Raw genomic sequence first — 14,916 nt, forward strand, 5'->3', positions numbered from 1 at the left:
GGAACGGTCCATACGCCAAGAATGCCTGGTCAGGAGGGGTTGATGCCTGTCGAGTTGGCGTCGGTCCACGGCGGCCGGGCTCAAAGCTCGCCACCGCCCGTGGACGCCATCGGGACGGGGGCGGTGAGCTTGGCCCGGGGCCGGTCGGCATCCGGATGCCGCAGCTCGTCGAAGATCGTCAGCGCCTCCCGCCACGCCCGGCGCGCGGCGTCGAGGTCACCGGCGGCCCGCAGACTGTCACCCAGGTTGTCCAGCACCTCCGCCTCGTCGTACCGGTCGCCGAGTTCCCGGTGCAGGGCCAGCGCCCGTCGGTAGCAGTCCGCGGCCTCGTCGTGGTCGCCGAGGCCGTGCCGGACGTACCCCAGGCTGTCCCAGGTCAGCGCCGCGCCGTGCCGGTCGCCGGTCTCCTCGTGCAGCCGCAGGGCCGCCTGGCAGCACTGCAACGCCGGCCCTGGCTCGCCGAGCCGGGCGTGCATCCAACCCAGATTGTTGAGCGCCTTGGCCTGCCCGACCCGGTAGTCGGCGGCCCGGTACAGGTCCAGGGCCACCCGCGTCTCGTCCAGGGCCGACCGCAGCCGGCCCTGCCGGGCGAGCACCCAGCTCACCCCGAGGTGCGTGTGCGCCCGTCCGGTGTCGTCGCCCAGCTCGCGGTACAGCTCCAGGTCGCGTCGGTAGTGCCGGTGCGCCGCCTCGTGATCGCCCGACCAGGTGCAGGCGATGGCGAGGCCGCGGTGCGCCTGGGCCTGACCGGCCAGGTCACCCCGACGCCGCGCCGCCGCCAGTGCGGTCCGCTGCGCGGCGGCAAGCTCCGGCCAGTGCCCGCTGCGATCGAGGTACGTGGTGAGAGCCGCCGCCAGCATCCACGCGTGCCGGTCCAGGCCGGTGGCCGCCGCCTGTTCCACACCCGCCAGCAGGACGTGGTGCTCGGCGACGAACCACGCGGTCGCCCAGGCGTGCTCCGGACGGTCGCCCACCGTCACTCCCGTCGCCGGCGTCGGCAGCGCGGCCGGCCGCGCCAACCGGTACGGGTCGAGCAGGTGGTCCGCCGCGTGCGAGGCGTGCAGGTAGTGGTCGAACAGGCGGCGTCGGGCGGCCTCCCGCTCGGTCTCGGGGTCGGTGTCGTGACACAGCTCCGAGGCGTACGCGCGCAGCAGGTCGTGCATCGCGTACCGGCCGGCGGCGCGCTCGGTGAGCAGGTTCGCCCGGGTGAGGTCGGCCAGCAGCGGGCCGACCCGGGCCGGCGGCAGGCCGGCGAGGCTCGCCACCGCCGTCCGCCCGGTGTCCGGGCCGGGGTGCAACCCGAGCAGTCGGAACAAGCGGGCCGCGTCGGCGTCCAGGGCCCGGTACGACCAGGAGAAGACCGCCCGTACGTCGGTCATCGGGTCACCGGTCGTCAGTGGACCGAGCCGGTCCGTGACGCCGTCTCGAAGTTCGCCCGCGAGCACCGCCAGCGGCACGTCAGGTTGCCCGACCGCGCGGGCCGCGACGACGGCCAGGGCCAACGGCAGGCCAGCGCAGCATCGGACGATCTCGTCCAACGCCGTCGCCTCGTGCCGGGCACGGCCGCGACCGAGCCGAGCGATCAGCAGCTCCCGAGCCTCGGCCGGTCCCAGCAGGTCCAGCGTCACCGGGCGGGCTCCGGCGTTGACCACCAGGCCGGTGAGCCGGTTACGGCTGGTCACCACGACCAGGCTGCCCGGGGATCCCGGCAACAGCGGCCGCACCTGCTCGTCGTCGCGGGCGTTGTCGAGCAGCACCAGGACCCGGCGGTGAGCGAGCAGCGTCCGGAACAGGGCCGCCTGTCCGGCCAGGTCGGTGGGTACGCGCTGGGGCGGCACGTGCAGCGCCTCCAGGAATCCGCGCAGCGCCTCGCCCGGCGGCACGGCCCGGCCGTCGAGGTCGAATCCGCGCAGGTTGACGTAGAGCTGCCCGTCCGGGTAGCGGTGCGCGACCTGGTGGGCCCACCGCACGGCGAGGGTGGTCTTGCCGACCCCGGCGGTGCCGGCGATGGCGGAGATGACCACCGCCCGGCACGGAGACCCCGGGACGCCGTCTCCGCCGACCCGCGCCGGGTCGGCGGGCAGCAGCGCGTCCAGTTGCCGCAGGGCCGCCGTGCGGCCGGTGAACCAGGCGGGGTCGCCGGGAAGCTGCGCCGGTGGCGGCCCGACGGGCCCCGGGGGTGCGGGCTCGGCCGTCGTCTGCCCCCGCAGCACGCGCAGGTGTGCCCCGCTCAACTCAGGGCCGGGCTCGACGCCCAACTCGTCGACGAGACGGCGGCGGGTCTCGGCGTAGAGTCGCAGGGCGGCGGCCTGTTGGCCACAGCCGGCCAGGGCGAGCAGGTAACCGGCCAACAGCGGCTCCCGGAGCGGATGCTCGACCACCAGGGGGCGCAGCGTACGCGCGGTGGCGGCGTACCGGCCGAGATCGAGTTCCACGGCGGCCAGCCGCTCGTACGCGAGCAGTCGCTGCTCGTCCAGCCCGGCGGCGGCGGCGTCGACGAACGCGCCGGCCGCACCGGACAGCGCCGGACCCCGCCACAGCGCCAGGCCGTCCCGCAGCAGCCGCGCCGCCTCGACCCGCCGGCCGGCCGCCTCCTCGACGCGGGCCCGCTCGACCGCCGCGGTGAACTCGGTGAGGTCCAGCTCGGTCCCGCCCACGGCGAGCCGGTAGCCGCCGCTCTGCGTGGTCAGCAGGTCGGCCGCGCCCGCCTCGCGCAGGGCCGCCCGGATCCGGGAGACGCAGACCTGCACCTGGGTCCGGGCGCTGGCCGGCGGGTCGTCGGCCCAGAGCGCCGACACGATCTGCCCGAGAGGCACCAGCCGGTCGGCGTTGAGGACCAGCAGCGCGAGCACCGCGCATTGCTGGGGGCGGTCGATGGGAAGGACCCGCCCGTCGGCGGTCACCTGGACGGGGCCGAGGACTGACCACCGCATGGCTTTCCTCGTCAGTCGTGATGGGACGAGCACAGTCTATGGATGGCGGGACCGGTGCGGCCCACGCCAAGCGGTCGGATAGCGGACGCCAAGCGGCCTCGCCCAGGCTTTGCTCAGCCGCCGGATCCGCAGGTCCGGGGGGAGGCGGGCCGGTTCGTCCGGCCACTGTGGACAGGGAGAGCGACATGCGAGTAACCAGGGGACGGGGCGTGCTGACGGCAGTCGTGTCGACGGCCGCCGTGGTGGCGGGCCTGGGCTGGGCGGCACCGGCCTGGGCGGTGCCGGGGTTGGAGACGGTCACCCAGTCGGCGGCCGAGAGCAGCGCGGACAAGTCGGCGTTCGCGTCCTGCCCGGCGGGCAAGGTGGTCACCGGGGGCGGCGGGTTTCTCACCGCCGGCTCGTCGGCGGCCGGGCGGGTCGGGCTGGACCGGCTGGAGCCGCTGGCCAACGGCACCGGGTTCTTCGTGACCATGCGGGAGGCGGGCCCGGTCAACTTCGCCGGGGACTGGGGGTTGCAGGCCGTCGCCCAGTGCGCCACCACACCGGCCGGCTACCAGGTGGTGGCCACGACCGGGGCGGTCGGGACGGAGTACGTCACGGCGAGCTGCGGAACGAAGAAGGTCATCGGCATGGGCGGGCGGGTCAACAGCGGCCTGGGCGACGTCGTGCTCGACCAGGTGGTGCCGTCGTTCGACCTGTCGTCGGTGACCGTCCGGGCGGTCGCCGTGCAGGGCACCTCGCCGGCCGGCTGGAGCGCCACCTCGATCGCGGTCTGCGCCAACGGGCCCGCAGGGCTGGAGCGGGTCGCGTTGACCGGGACGAGCGCGAGCAATTCGTCGGACCACGCCGTCAAGGCGTGCCCGGCCGGCAAGGACCTCTACAGCGCGGGTGCCGACATCAACGCCGGCAACGGCCAGGTGCTGCTGAGCGCGATCAACATCACCGGGGGGAACACCGTTCGGGTACGGGCGGACGAGGACGCCGACGGCTTCGCGGGCTCGTGGAGTCTCAACGGATACGGCATCTGCGGGAGCTGATTCTCCGGCCGGGGCTGCCGCTGGCAGCCCCGGCCGCTGGTCCTCGTGGGCAATATGATCGTCGTCGGATGATGACCGGGAGGGCGGATGTCATGAAGTTCCTTCTCACGTCGGGGGGCATCAGCAACCCGAGCATCTCCGACGCGCTCGTCGAGCTGCTGGGCAAGCCGATCGCCGAGTCCACGGCAGTGTTCATCCCCACCGGGGTCCATCCCTTTCCCGGCGGGGCCGAGAAGGCGTGGAAGGCAGTTCATGGCCACGCCTCGATCCCGCTGACCCAGCTCGGTTGGAAGTCCGTGGGGCTGTTGGAACTCACGGCGCTGCCGACCGTTCGGTCGGAGAACTGGGTACCGGCGGTCCGGGAGGCCGATGCCCTCCTCGTCCGGGGCGGCGATGTGCTGTATCTGACCTACTGGCTGCGCCGGTCGGGCCTGGCCGATCTCCTGCCGTCGCTGAGTGACACGGTCTATGTGGGGGTCAGCGCCGGGAGCATCGCGGTCACCCCGTACAACTGCGACGCCGAATTCGACCTGGGATTCGTCCCCGACGGCAGCGACATGGCGCAGGACGCCGACCGGGCGCTGGGCCTGGTGGACTTCACGCTGTACCCCCACCTCGACCATCCGGACATGGCAGACGCCACGCTGTCCACCATCGAGAAGTGGGCGGCCGGTATCCAGGTCCCGACCTACGCCATCGACGACGACACCGCCATCACGGTGGTCGATGGCACCGTCGACGTCATCTCCGAAGGCGAGTGGAGACTGCTCAACCCCTGACCGGCACCGGCCCTGACGGTTGACGGCCTCGGTTACCCGCCGTCCTCCTCGCTCAGGCTGCTGGCGGGTCGGCACTGATACGCGCGAGGGTGCGTCGGCCGATCAGACTCATCGTCGGGTTGGTCCGCTGGTAGTACCAGACCAATCCCATTGCCTGCTGGAACGCCCACGCCCTACCCCGCTCCCATTGGAGATCGTCGCGGTCGAGTCGCTGCCGGAACGCCTGGCGTGGCTCCCGCTCCAGCAGGTGCCAGGCACCGACGAGGTCGAGGGCAGGGTCGGCCGGGCCCAGCCCACCCACGTCGAGAACCCCGGCCAGCCGCCCGGCGGCGACCAGGACGTTTCCCGGTATGAGATCGCCGTGGTTCATCACGTCCGGGGCCTCACCCCGCGGCAGTTCCCTCATCACTGCCCAGAACCGGCGGAGCAGAGGGACGTCCAGCAACGCTTCGCTGTGCCGGAAACAGGCCTGGAGGTACTCGTCGTGTGCCGGCAGCTCGCCACCACGACCCTGCCCGGCGAACACGCGGCCACGTGTGTCGATGGCTCGCACGCCGTCGACGAACTCGGCGAGATCGTGCGCGAAGGCGACCGAGTCTCCGGGGTCCTCGTCGGTGGCGACGACTCCGGGTATCCACGTCTGCACCGACCAGGGGAGCGGGTAGCCCGCACCCGGTCGACCAATGGCGACCGGCTCGGGAGTGGGAAATCGCGTACGGCCCAACAGTTCCCGGGCCGCTCCCGCCTCGCGTTCCAGCCAGGCCTGCGCCACGTCGACCTCCTGGGGCTGGAGGGGGAATCGGGCGGTCAGGCGGTCACCGATACGGACGATGGCGTTGACCGTTCCCTGCGAGGCGACGCGCCGGAGAGTCAGGCCCCGCCACTGGGGAAACTGTGCGTCCACCAGCCCGCGTACGACGTCGACGGAGACCGTGAGCTGGCCCTCGTGCATCGGCACGTCCGGCGACAGGGGAGTGGCTGGCACGACAGTAATCCTTCGTCAGGTGTTCGAGGCGGCTGAGCGTAGCGGCCTCCCGGTCCTGCTTTACTTGTCGCGTGGGTACCCGTCTCCTCCTCGGTATCGTTCTGCCGGTCGCGGGCGTGTCGGTGATGGTGGCCGGACTCCTGGTCGCGGCGGGGTACGTCGACCAACCGGGGCCGTTCAACGAAGCGATCCTCGGCACGGCGGGCGCGACCATGGTCGTGGCAGGTCTGCGGGGTCGGCGGAAGAATCGGCTCTCCGGCTCGGGTCGAACGGGGCCGCTCTGATGGCCATGTCCGCGCGTCTGGCCCGGCTGCGGGCGGTGATCGGCCCCGAGCTGATCCAGTTGCCGTCGGTGTCGGTCATCCTCGTCGACGAACACGAACGGCTCCTGCTGGTACGCCACACCGAAAGTCCGGACGTGTGGGGTCTGCCGGGCGGCGCGGTGGAGATCGGCGAATCGCCGGCCCAGGCGGCCGTGCGCGAGGTCCGTGAGGAGATCGGCGTCCAGATCGGCGGGCTGCGGCTGCTGGACGTGCTGGGCGGGTCGGCCTACGAGGTGACCTACTCCAACGGCGACCAGGTCGCGTACGTCACCGCCGTCTACGAGGCGGTGATCGTCGACGGGACACCCGCCCCGGACCAGGAGGAGATCAGCGAGCTGGACTGGTTCACCTCGACGCAGCTGCGCGGCGCCGAGCTCAACCGGTTCACCCGGGCGCTACTGGAGGCAACCGGTCACCTCGCGGCCTGACGGCGCTCCGCCGGCACGAATCGTAGCGGGACAGCGAGCCGCCCGGCCCGTCGCTACGGTCGTCAGGATGAACGGTTCTGAGCCGACGGTGGTCGGCATCGCGCACCAGATGGCCGGCTCGACCGTACGGCTGCGCCCGGTGACCGAGGACGACCTGGAGATGATGCGCCGGTTCGCGGTCGAACCCGGGCTGATCGGGCTCGATTGGGCTGGTTTCCGGGACGCCGCCGCGCCGGCCCGTCGCTTCGCCGAGAACGGCTATCTCGGTGAGCAGATCGGTGGCCTGATCGTGCAGGTCGAACCGTCGGCCGACTCGCGCGCGGGTTACGTCAGCTACCTCCAGCGCCAGAACGGAGGCCGGGCGCCCTACTGGGAGATCGGCATCGTGCTGCTGCCCGAGTGGCGCGGCCAGGGCTTCGGCTGGCGGGCACAGGCGCTGTTCTGCGACTACCTGTTCAGTCACACCCCGGCGCAGCGCATCCAGGCCAGCACCCATGCGGAGAACGCCGCCGAGCAGCGGTCGCTGGAGAAGGCCGGCTTCCAGTTGGAGGGTGTCGTCCGAGCCTGTGAGTTCCGGGCGGGGGCCTGGCGGGACGGGTGGCTCTACAGCCGGCTGCGCGACGACCCGTCACCCCTGTGACCCGGTCCGCCAGGTCCCCGGGTGGACACGTGAGCGGACTGCGGGAGATCGCCCGGCAGACCGTCGAGATCGTCGAGTCGGGGCGCTACCGCAATGACGACGGCGTCGAGGTCCTCGTCGGCGCGGCGGTACGCGCCGCGGTCGCCGGTACCCGTCACCACCTGCCGGACGAGGTGCTCGCGGTGCGGGACGCGGTGCCCGGCGTCGCGGCGGTGGAGGTGACGCACGAGTCGACGTTGCAGGCGGCGTACCGGCTCGGACCCGGTGCGGCGTGCCTGGTGTTCGCGTCGGCGAGGAACCCGGGTGGCGGCTTCCTGAACGGGGCGCAGGCGCAGGAGGAGAGCATCGCTCGGTCGTCGGCGCTCTACCCGTGTCTTCGTGCCGCGCCGGAGTTCTACGCGTTCCACCGTGCGCAGCAGGATCTGCGCTACAGCGACCGGGTCATCTACTCCCCGCTCGTGCCGGTGTTCCGGGACGACGAGGGGAACCTGCTCGAGCAGCCGTACCCGACATCGTTCCTGACCGCCGCGGCGCCGAACCTCGGCGCGATGGCGCGTAACCAGCCGGCGCACGCGGCGGACGTGCCGGCCGTGCTGGCCCGGCGCGCGCGGCGGGTGTTGGAGGTTGCCGCCGCGCACGGGGACCGGTCGATCGTGTTGGGTGCCTGGGGTTGCGGGGTGTTCCGCAACGATCCCGCTGCGGTGGCCGGCGCGTTCGCTGAGGCTCTGCACGCGGTCGATCGGTTCGACCGCGTGGTGTTCGCCATCCGGGATGGCCTGCCGGGCACCCCCGTGTACGGCGCGTTCGCGAAACGCCTGACGGGATATGCCGAGGACTCGCCAACGTCGGGTTAGGTGGGTGCAGACCGCGATCACCGGGAGGGCACGTGTCGGGCCGTTTCGTGTACTGGATGAACGTCTCTCTCGATCTCCGGATCGAGCATGCCCCGGGCGAGGAGGGCGCCGGCAACTGGCTGCGCATCGGCGAGCCGCTGCACCGGGAGTTCAACGCGCGGGCCCGGGCGCTGACGTCGATGGTCCAGGGGCGCACGATCTACGAGACGATGGAGGGGTTCTGGCCGGCCGCGCGGGACGATGACGAACTCCCCGACTTCATGCGTGAGTACGGCGAGATCTGGACGACGAAGCCGAAGGTGCTCGTGTCCCGCACCCGTACCGAGGCCGGGTACAACACCCGGACCGTCGGCGCGGGCGGCGACGCCGTCGAACTGCTCGCCCGCTACCGCGAGGAGCAGGACGGCGACATCGGCGTCGGCGGCGCGACGCTGGCCACCCACCTGCTCCGCGCGGGTCTACTGGACGAGCTTCTGCTCTTCACCCACCCGGTCATCCTCGGCGCGGGCCGGCCGCTGTTCGACGAGCATGAGCGGACGGTCGAGCTGGACCTGCTCGAACAGAAGTCGTTCGCCGAGGGGGTCACGCTGCACAGGTACGCCGTCCGTTACGCCGAGGAGGCGTGATCGGGCCGCCGTGCGCCGTCCTCGGCAGCGTGCACACGATCGGCCCGGTCGAGGAAGGCTGGGCGGTGGGCGTTGGTGAGCCAGCGCAGCGCCCACTCGACCGGGCCGTAGCGGAACCGTCGCAGCCAGAGTGCGCTTGCCACCAACTGGGCCGCGAACACCGCCACAACGAAGGCGAAGAGGGCCAGCGGGGAGAACGTCCCGGCGAGGCCGAAGCCGATGCCGGTAAAGGCGATCAGGCCGACGGCCGACTGGGCAAGGTAGTTGGTGAGGGCCATCCGGCCGGCCGGGGCGAGCGCGGCCCGGACCACCGACGTACGCGGGTTGTGCATGATCCGCAGCAGTGTCGCCACGTAGGCGGCGGCCAGCAGCGGGGCTGTCGAGACGCTGGCCGCGACGCCGAGAGGGTTGCCGTTGCCACCGCTGGCCGCGTAGACGGCCGCCCCGAGCAGTCCGATCGGAAACCCGATCCACTGGATGCGGCGTAGCACTGCCTCGTTGCTGGAGACGCGGTTCAGCCACTGCCGACGTCCGGCGACCATGCCGAGCAGGAACAGGGCCAGGGCGGTCGGGCCCTGCAGGGTGACCGCCTGGAGCACCAGCAGGGGCAGGCCGGCGAGGTGTTCGCCGATGTTCGCCGTCCAGCCGCCGAGCAGTGCCTGCGTCGCGTCCTCGCCGTTGGCCAGCGCCTCGGCCTCGCCGGGCAGGAACGCCGATCGGTCCACGAGGAGCGCGCTGGTGACCAGGCTGACCAGCACGAGCGTGTACAGCGCCGCCGCGATCCGCAGCGCCGTACGGTCGGCCACTGTGCGCAGCAGGAGCAGCGCGAGGCACGCCACCGCGTACGTGGTGAGGACGTCGCCGCCGTACAGGAGCACGGTGTGCAGGGCGCCGAGGACGAAGAGGCCACCGATCCGGCGGAGCATGCGTGCCGGGAACGCCGCGCCGGCCCTGCTCGCCGCGGTCATCTGGAGGGTGAAGCTGTAGCCGAAGAGGAACGAGAACAGCACGTAGAACTTCATGTCGACGAAGACCGAGGAGAACGTGCGAACGGCGTCGTCGAGCCCCGAGCCGAAGTCCGGGTCGGTCACCAGGTTCCCCGGATAGCCGGATGCCATGAAGGTGACGTTGACAGCGAATATGCCGAGGAGGGCGAACCCTCGGATCGCGTCGACGTCGTGCAGACGTCCGCCCGGAGTCGGTGGGGTCACGACACTCCCATCTGTGTACGACATACAGAGTACTAGGTACAGAGTTACCGAGATCTAGAGTGCAGGCAAGACCCGACGGTGGAGAGCGAGGGGAACCGGACGTGGCGGAACGGAGGCTTCCGGCAGTGGTGGCCCGGATGTGGGGGAAGGAGACCAGCTCCCGGCACGGCCCCCGGCCCAGCCTCGAACTGGGCAGCATCGTCGACGCCGCGATCCGGATCGCCGACCGCGAGGGTCTGGCGGGGGTGACGATGGGCAGTGTCGCGACCCAGCTCGGGGTGGCGGCGATGTCCCTGTACCGCTACGTCGGCAGCAAGGACGAACTGCTGGTCATGATGGCCGACGCCGCAGCGTCCGAGCCGCCCGCGCTCGACGGGCGCGTGTGGCGCGACTACCTGACCGACTGGACCCGGGCCAACCGGGACTTCCTGCTCGCCCGACCGTGGCTGCTGGCACTCGACCAGCGCACCCCGCCCACCGGGCCCCGGTTGCTGCGCTGGCTGGACCGCGCGCTCGCCGCGCTCGCCGGTACCGGGCTCGCTTACGGTGCACGGATCAACATCGCCACCGTTCTCAGTGGTTACGCTGCCCAGCAGGCGGCCCTGGCCCACGCGCTGAGCGCCGGTCCGGCCGCCACCGACGACTCGATCGCCGGACTGGCCGAGTACGGCGAGATCCTCGGGCAGGTACTCGACGCGGACGCCTACCCGGAGCTGGCCTCGGCCGTCGGCGCGAATGCCCTGGGTGTCGCCGAGGAGTGGATCGACGACGCCGACTTCACCTTCGGGCTCGATCTGCTCCTGGACGGCATCGAAGCGCTCGTCGCCCGCAGCGCCCGCGACTGAGGGCGGACGATCGTGCCAACCGGACAGACTCCGGTGGCTCCAGCGTGTCGGTCTTCGACGAGAAAGCGATGAAACGTCGGCCTTGGCGTGTGGTGAACAACGGGTATCCCTAACGACGGTTCAGCGCCGATCATTGCCCGGAGATCGACGTGAGTCATTCTCACCTCCGGGTGGAGCGCCCGGGCACGGAGGGCGAGACGTCGGCACCGGAAGCCGGGCGTGACCGAACGGCCCGACTCCGCGTCCCCGGAGGATCGCCATGCCCCGTCCCGCTGTCCGCACCTGGCTCGCGGCGTTCACCGCCGCCACCCTCACCGCGAGTGTCCTGACGGTGACCCCGCCGTCACCGGCGCTCGCCGCCACCACCTTCACCGCCAACGACTACTGCCTGGGCCAGTGCTCCGACATCCTGCCCCCGGGACAGAACGGCAACGCCACGCTGGTCGCCATCCTGGCGCACCAGGCGCTCGGCACCCGCCCCGCGCACTCCAGCGACCAGCTCGACGAGTACGCGAACCTGGTCTACAACTACGCCGGGCTCACCGACGAGCAGATCGCCCACTTCTACAACGACGCCTCGTTCGGTGTGCCGGCCGCGCAGGTCGAGAGCACCGTCTCGCCGCGCGCGGACGTGACCATCGTGCGGGACAAGGCCACCGGCGTCCCGCACGTCACCGGCACCACCCGCGGCGGCACCATGTTCGGCGCCGGCTACGCCGGGGCGCAGGACCGGCTCTGGGTGATGGACCTGCTGCGGCACGTCGGACGCGGCAACGTCAGTTCGTTCGCCGGCGGCGCCCCCGGCAACCGTGAGCTGGAGCAGAGCGTCTGGGCCAACTCGCCCTACACCGAGGCGGACCTCCAGGCCCAGGTGGAGGCGCTGCGTACCAAGGGCGCCCGAGGTCAGCAGCTCTACACCGACGTCGCCGACTACATCGCCGGCATCAACGCCTACATCGACAAGTCGATCGCCGACGACAACTACCCGGGGGAGTACGTGCTCGCCGGCGCCGGCAAGCCGAAGCACTTCACCATGACCGACCTGATCGCCACCGCCGGTGTGATCGGCGGTCTGTTCGGCGGGGGCGGCGGCAGCGAGATCCAGTCCGCCCTGGTCCGGGTGGCCGCCCGGGCCAAGTACGGCGTCACCGAGGGCGACAAGGTGTGGGCGGCGTTCCGGTCGCAGAACGACCCGGAGACCGTGCTCACCCTGCACGACGGGCAGAGCTTCCCGTACGGGGGGACACCTCCGGGCGCGACCAGCGCGGTGCTTCCCGACGCCGGGACCGTGGTCGCCGAGCCGCTCGCCTATGACGCCAGCGGCGGGGCCGCTTCCCGTACCGGCGCGAGCGCCGCTACCCAGGAGCTGATCGGCGGGCTGGCGAACCTGCGCGCGCACGGCATGTCCAACGCCGTCGTGGTCTCCGGGCGGCACACCACCACCGGAAACCCGGTCGCCGTGTTCGGTCCGCAGACCGGCTACTTCGCGCCGCAACTGCTGATGCTCCAGGAGTTGCAGGGGCCGGGCATCAGCGCGCGAGGGGCCGCGTTCGCCGGGCTGAACCTCTACGTGCTGCTCGGTCGCGGCCAGGACTACGCGTGGAGCGCCACCTCCGCCTCCCAGGACCTCACCGACACGTACGCGGTGCCGCTGTGCACCACCGACGGCACCGCGCCGACGCTGCGGTCCAACCGCTACCTCTACCACGGGCAGTGCCTCGCGATGGAGGCGTTGGAGCAGCGCAACTCCTGGTCGCCCACGCTGGCCGACTCCACCCCCGCCGGCTCGTACACGTTGCGTGCGCTCCGCACCAAGTATGGGCTGGTCTCCTACCGCGGACTGGTGAACGGGCAGCCGACCGCCTTCACCAAGCTGCGCTCCACCTACCGGCACGAGGCCGACTCGGCGATCGGTTTCCAGGCCTTCAACGACCCGGCGGCGATGGGCAGCGCGGCGGCCTTCCAGGGCTCCGCCGCCAGCGTCGGGTACGCGTTCAACTGGTTCTACGTCAACTCGACCGAGGCCGCGTACTTCAACTCCGGCTCGAACCCGGTCCGGTCGTCCGGCACCGACCCGAACCTTCCGGCGAAGGCCGAGCCGGCGTACGAGTGGGTCGGCTGGAACCCCGACACCAACGACGCCACGTACACGTCGGCGTCGGCCCACCCGCAGTCGGTCAACCAGGACTACTACGTGAGCTGGAACAACAAGCAGGCACGGGACTTCGGGGCGGCCGACGGCAACTTCAGCTTCGGCTCCGTACACCGGGGTCAGTTGCTCGACGGGCCGGTGCGGACGGCGATCGCCCAGCGCAAGCTCGGCCGCTCCGACGTCGTCAAGATCATGGCGGACGCGGCGGTGACCGACCTGCGCGGCCAGCAGGTCCTCGGCGAGCTGTTGCGGGTGCTGGACAGCACTCCGGTCACCGACCCGGGGCTGGCCGATGCGGTGGGCAAGCTGCGCGCCTGGCAGCAGGCGGGCGCCCGTCGGGTGGAGACGGCCGCCGGCTCCAAGGTCTACCAGCACGCCGACGCCATCCGGATCTTCGACGCCTGGTGGCCGTTGCTGGCGTCGGCCGAGTTCCGGCCCGGCCTCGGTCCGGACCTCTACGCCGCGCTGGTGGACGCCATCGAGGTCAACGAGGCGCCGTCGGGCGGCCAGAACGGCGGTCGGGACGGCACCGTCAGCTGGGCCTCGCAAGGTCAGGCGCACAAGGGCTCGTCGTTCCAGCACGGCTGGTGGGGCTACGTCGACAAGGACCTGCGGACCGTGCTCGGCGACTCCGTCAATGGCGGGCTGGGCCGCGCGTACTGCGGCAACGGCAACCTCGGCGCGTGCCGGCAGTCCCTGCTGGACACGCTCGGCCAGGCCGCCGCGGTGCCGGCCACCACGGTCTATCCGGGCGACAAGTCCTGCGGTGCCGGCGACCAGTGGTGCGCCGACTCGATCGCCCACTCCGGGCTCGGCGGCATCACCCACCCGGTGATCGCCTGGCAGAACCGTCCCACCTACCAGCAGGTCGTCTCGTTCCCGGCGCGTCGGGGCGACGACGTCACCAACCTGGCCCAGGGCCGCCCGGCGACCGCGTCGAGCACCCAGTTCCTCACCAGCTACACCCCGGACAAGGCGGTCGACGGCAGCCTCGGCAGCCGGTGGGCCAGCAGCTACAACGACAACCAGTGGCTCCGCGTCGACCTCGGCGCGGCCCGCACCGTCAGCCGGGCGGTGCTGCGCTGGGAGTCGGCCTACGGCACCTCGTACCGGATCGAGGTCTCCGGCGACGGCAGTTCCTGGACGCCGGTGTTCACCACCGCCGCCGGCAACGGCGGCGTCGACAACGCCACCTTCGCCCCGGTCACGGCCCGCTACGTGCGGGTGTACGGCCTCAAGCGGGCCACCTCGTACGGATTCTCACTCTACGAATTCGAGCTGTACGGACGGTGACCCGCCCGGTAGGGGCCGGCCGATCCGTTGCCGGCCTCTACGCGGGCTCTGTCGAGCAGGCCAGTGCCTGGCAGCGCTGCCGTAGCCGCCCGATGGTGGGCAGTGCGGCGGCGGGCGTCAGTCTCGCTTGCCGGGCGACGACCACTGCCGTGGCTGACGCTCGGTGAGGGGGCGGTGTTCGGCCGATGGTGTGCGGACAATGGAGCGATGAGACGAGAGGTTCGGCTGGGGCGGTTGACCGGGACGCGCGTGGACGGCGCGGTGGCGACGGGCGCGGTAGCCACCGGCGCGCGGGCGGCGGGGGCGGCATCGCTCGGTGCACTGGCGCTGGGGGCGGTGGCGGTCGGAGCGGTGGCCGTCGGGGCGCTGGTGATCGGGCGGCTGGCGATCCGCCGGGCGGTGGTGCGGGAGTTGCGCGTCGGCCGGTTGGAGATCGGCGAGCTGGTGGTGCACCGCCGATCCGCTGCCGAGGACTGACAAGCGCCGGCTCCCCTCGGCGCGGCCTCCCGTCAGGTCGGCCGGGACGGTCATGGCGTCGAGGTCTGGCCCAGGGCCGCCTTGACGATCCGGATCGCCTCGGTGGCGTCGGTGCGGCCGCGTCGATGACGATCGTCGGACCCAGACGAGCTCGACCGGATGGGCGACCCGCCGGGGCAGTCGCCCGCCGGCCGCCCGATCCGACGGCGGCCCCCATTGCGTTCGGTAATCACCACGGGGATTCGTGAGATCGAAGCTCGCTGTCAAACGCCATGGCGACTCGGTCATTTCGCAGCAATTCGCCATCCGGATTTGACGCTCCGGAAGTAGTCG

The 14,916-nt window shown here is 71.8% G+C and carries 13 protein-coding genes; 10 read left to right on the forward strand and 3 right to left on the reverse strand.

Going from position 1 to position 14,916, the window contains the following annotated elements; genetic code table 11:
- Positions 1-80 precede the first annotated feature (80 nt).
- Entirely contained in the window at positions 81-2,933 is a 2,853-nt protein-coding gene (locus ACN269_RS28970; protein WP_421475401.1) for a BTAD domain-containing putative transcriptional regulator, read from the reverse strand.
- A gap of 185 nt (positions 2,934-3,118) precedes the next feature.
- Here ACN269_RS28970 and ACN269_RS28975 point away from each other — a divergent pair, with 185 nt between their 5' ends.
- Positions 3,119-3,970, forward strand: coding sequence for a hypothetical protein (locus ACN269_RS28975; RefSeq protein WP_421475402.1), 852 nt, complete (start codon positions 3,119-3,121; stop codon positions 3,968-3,970).
- 92 nt (positions 3,971-4,062) lie between these two features.
- The gene (locus tag ACN269_RS28980) at positions 4,063-4,749 is read left to right on the forward strand and encodes a Type 1 glutamine amidotransferase-like domain-containing protein (protein WP_421475403.1); all 687 of its coding nucleotides are present in this window, start codon (positions 4,063-4,065) and stop codon (positions 4,747-4,749) included.
- A 52-nt stretch (positions 4,750-4,801) separates the two neighbouring features.
- On the opposite strand, the gene ACN269_RS28985 is transcribed toward ACN269_RS28980, so the two are convergent.
- Complete coding sequence (locus ACN269_RS28985) at positions 4,802-5,734, reverse strand: aminoglycoside phosphotransferase family protein (protein WP_421475404.1); 933 nt, start codon at positions 5,732-5,734, stop codon at positions 4,802-4,804.
- Positions 5,735-5,805: 71 nt separating this feature from the next.
- Between ACN269_RS28985 and ACN269_RS28990 the strand changes: the two genes are divergently transcribed.
- The 5 genes from ACN269_RS28990 to ACN269_RS29010 all read left to right on the forward strand — a co-directional run bounded on the left by ACN269_RS28990 (position 5,806) and on the right by ACN269_RS29010 (position 8,605).
- Positions 5,806-6,018, forward strand: a complete 213-nt coding sequence (locus tag ACN269_RS28990) for a hypothetical protein (RefSeq protein ID WP_421475405.1) — start codon at positions 5,806-5,808, stop codon at positions 6,016-6,018.
- Between the two features lie 5 nt (positions 6,019-6,023).
- Complete coding sequence (locus ACN269_RS28995; RefSeq protein ID WP_421475406.1) at positions 6,024-6,485, forward strand: NUDIX domain-containing protein; 462 nt, start codon at positions 6,024-6,026, stop codon at positions 6,483-6,485.
- A gap of 67 nt (positions 6,486-6,552) precedes the next feature.
- Positions 6,553-7,125 (forward strand): GNAT family N-acetyltransferase, encoded by a 573-nt coding sequence (locus ACN269_RS29000; protein WP_421475407.1) that lies wholly within the window; start codon positions 6,553-6,555, stop codon positions 7,123-7,125.
- A gap of 29 nt (positions 7,126-7,154) precedes the next feature.
- Positions 7,155-7,979 carry a TIGR02452 family protein gene (locus tag ACN269_RS29005; protein ID WP_421475408.1) on the forward strand — a complete coding sequence of 275 codons (825 nt, stop codon included), beginning with the start codon at positions 7,155-7,157 and terminating at the stop codon, positions 7,977-7,979.
- A gap of 32 nt (positions 7,980-8,011) precedes the next feature.
- The gene (locus tag ACN269_RS29010) at positions 8,012-8,605 is read left to right on the forward strand and encodes a dihydrofolate reductase family protein (protein ID WP_421475409.1); all 594 of its coding nucleotides are present in this window, start codon (positions 8,012-8,014) and stop codon (positions 8,603-8,605) included.
- Here the strand turns inward: ACN269_RS29010 and ACN269_RS29015 are convergent.
- Positions 8,587-9,816: a DUF418 domain-containing protein gene (locus ACN269_RS29015; RefSeq protein ID WP_421475410.1), complete on the reverse strand. Its 1,230-nt coding sequence runs from the start codon at positions 9,814-9,816 to the stop codon at positions 8,587-8,589. The two genes, ACN269_RS29010 and ACN269_RS29015, sit on opposite strands and share 19 nt — an antisense overlap.
- 101 nt (positions 9,817-9,917) lie before the next feature.
- On the opposite strand from ACN269_RS29015, the gene ACN269_RS29020 reads away from it, so the two are divergent.
- From ACN269_RS29020 to ACN269_RS29030, 3 genes are all read left to right on the forward strand, one after another.
- The gene (locus tag ACN269_RS29020) at positions 9,918-10,661 is read left to right on the forward strand and encodes a TetR/AcrR family transcriptional regulator (protein WP_421475411.1); all 744 of its coding nucleotides are present in this window, start codon (positions 9,918-9,920) and stop codon (positions 10,659-10,661) included.
- 259 nt (positions 10,662-10,920) lie between these two features.
- The gene (locus ACN269_RS29025; RefSeq protein WP_421475412.1) at positions 10,921-14,106 is read left to right on the forward strand and encodes a penicillin acylase family protein; all 3,186 of its coding nucleotides are present in this window, start codon (positions 10,921-10,923) and stop codon (positions 14,104-14,106) included.
- Between the two features lie 207 nt (positions 14,107-14,313).
- The gene (locus ACN269_RS29030; RefSeq protein ID WP_421475413.1) at positions 14,314-14,583 is read left to right on the forward strand and encodes a hypothetical protein; all 270 of its coding nucleotides are present in this window, start codon (positions 14,314-14,316) and stop codon (positions 14,581-14,583) included.
- Positions 14,584-14,916 lie beyond the last annotated feature (333 nt).

This window comes from Micromonospora sp. WMMD736, assembly GCF_049179015.1.
Taxonomy (GTDB): domain Bacteria; phylum Actinomycetota; class Actinomycetes; order Mycobacteriales; family Micromonosporaceae; genus Micromonospora.